Source organism: Streptomyces sp. 13-12-16 (assembly GCF_002114215.1).
Classification (GTDB): Bacteria; Actinomycetota; Actinomycetes; order Streptomycetales; family Streptomycetaceae; genus Streptomyces.
Genome location: NZ_NCTE01000440.1, coordinates 1 through 1,288 on the forward strand (window position 1 = coordinate 1; position 1,288 = coordinate 1,288).

The 1,288-nt window shown below is 75.9% G+C and carries 1 protein-coding gene; it reads left to right on the plus strand.

Annotated features, from left to right (window positions below):
* The coding region (locus B7767_RS18120) for an acyltransferase domain-containing protein (protein WP_143652535.1) at positions 1-1,288 on the plus strand (1,288 nt) is incomplete at both ends.

Consider the following 1,288-nt stretch of genomic DNA (forward strand, 5'->3'; position numbering starts at 1 on the left):
CGGCGCCCTGCGCGGCCAGGCCGAGGCGCTCGCCCGGCACCTCGAACGCCGCCCACGGCTGCGCCTGGACGACGTGGCCCACTCCCTGCGCACCGACCGGCCCGCACTGCGCCACCGGCTCACCGTCACGGCGGCCACCCGAGAGGAGGCCCTCGACGCGCTGCGCTCCGCCGCCCCGGCCACCCCGCCGCTCTCCGACGACCCCACCCGCGTCGCGTTCCTGCTGCCCGGTGGCGGCACCCAGTACCCGGGCATGGGCAAGGACCTGTACCGCGACCACACCGTCTACCGCGACACCGTCGACGAGTGCGCCCGCATCCTGCGGCCCGTCCTCGGCGCCGACCTGCGCACCGCCCTCTTCGAGCAGCGACGGCCCGACGACACCTCCGCGTTCCTCGGGCTCGTCGTCACCGAGTACGCCCTGGCCCGCACGCTCATGGAGTCCGGCGTGCGCCCCGACGCGCTGATCGGCCACTCGCTCGGCGAATACACGGCCGCATGCCTCGCCGGCGTCATCGACCTCGCGGACATGCTGCCCCTGGTCACCGAACGCATCCGGCTCATCGGCTCCGCCGGCGGCGCCACCGTCGGCGTCGCCGCCCCCGCCGAGGACGTCCGGCCGCTGCTCGACGCCGGTCTGTCCCTCGCCGCCGTCAACGGACCCGGCGCCTGCACCGTCGCCGGGCACCTCGACGCGATCACCCGCTTCGAGGCCGAACTCACCCGCCGCGAGATCCCGTTCCGCCGCCTGCGCATTCCCGTCGCGGCCCACTCCCACGTCCTCGACCCGGTCCTGCCGGCCTACGAGACCCACCTGCGCCAGGTCACCCTGCGTCCGCCGCGCATCCCGTACGTCACGAACGTCACCGGCACCTGGGTCACCGACGCGCAGGCCACCTCCGTACGGCACTGGATCGACCACACCCGCGACACCGTGCGGTTCGCCGACGGCATCACCGCCCTGTGGGGCCGGCTGCGCCCCGTCCTCGTGGAGATCGGCCCGGGCGACACCCTGACCAAGCTCGCCACCGGCCGGCTCACCGACGAGGCACCGGTGACGGTGACCACCATGCGGCACGCCAAGGCCGAGGCGTCCGACGGGTTCGTCCTCACCGAAGCGCTGGGACGGCTGTGGAGCGCGGGCGTGGACAGCGCCCTCCCCCCGGTGCCGGGCACGCCCCGGCGGGCACCGCTGCCGCCGTACGCTTTCGAACGCCGGCGCCACTGGATCGACGCGCCCGGCGCCCGGCCGGACCCCGGCACGTCCGACGGCACCCCGGCCGCGGCG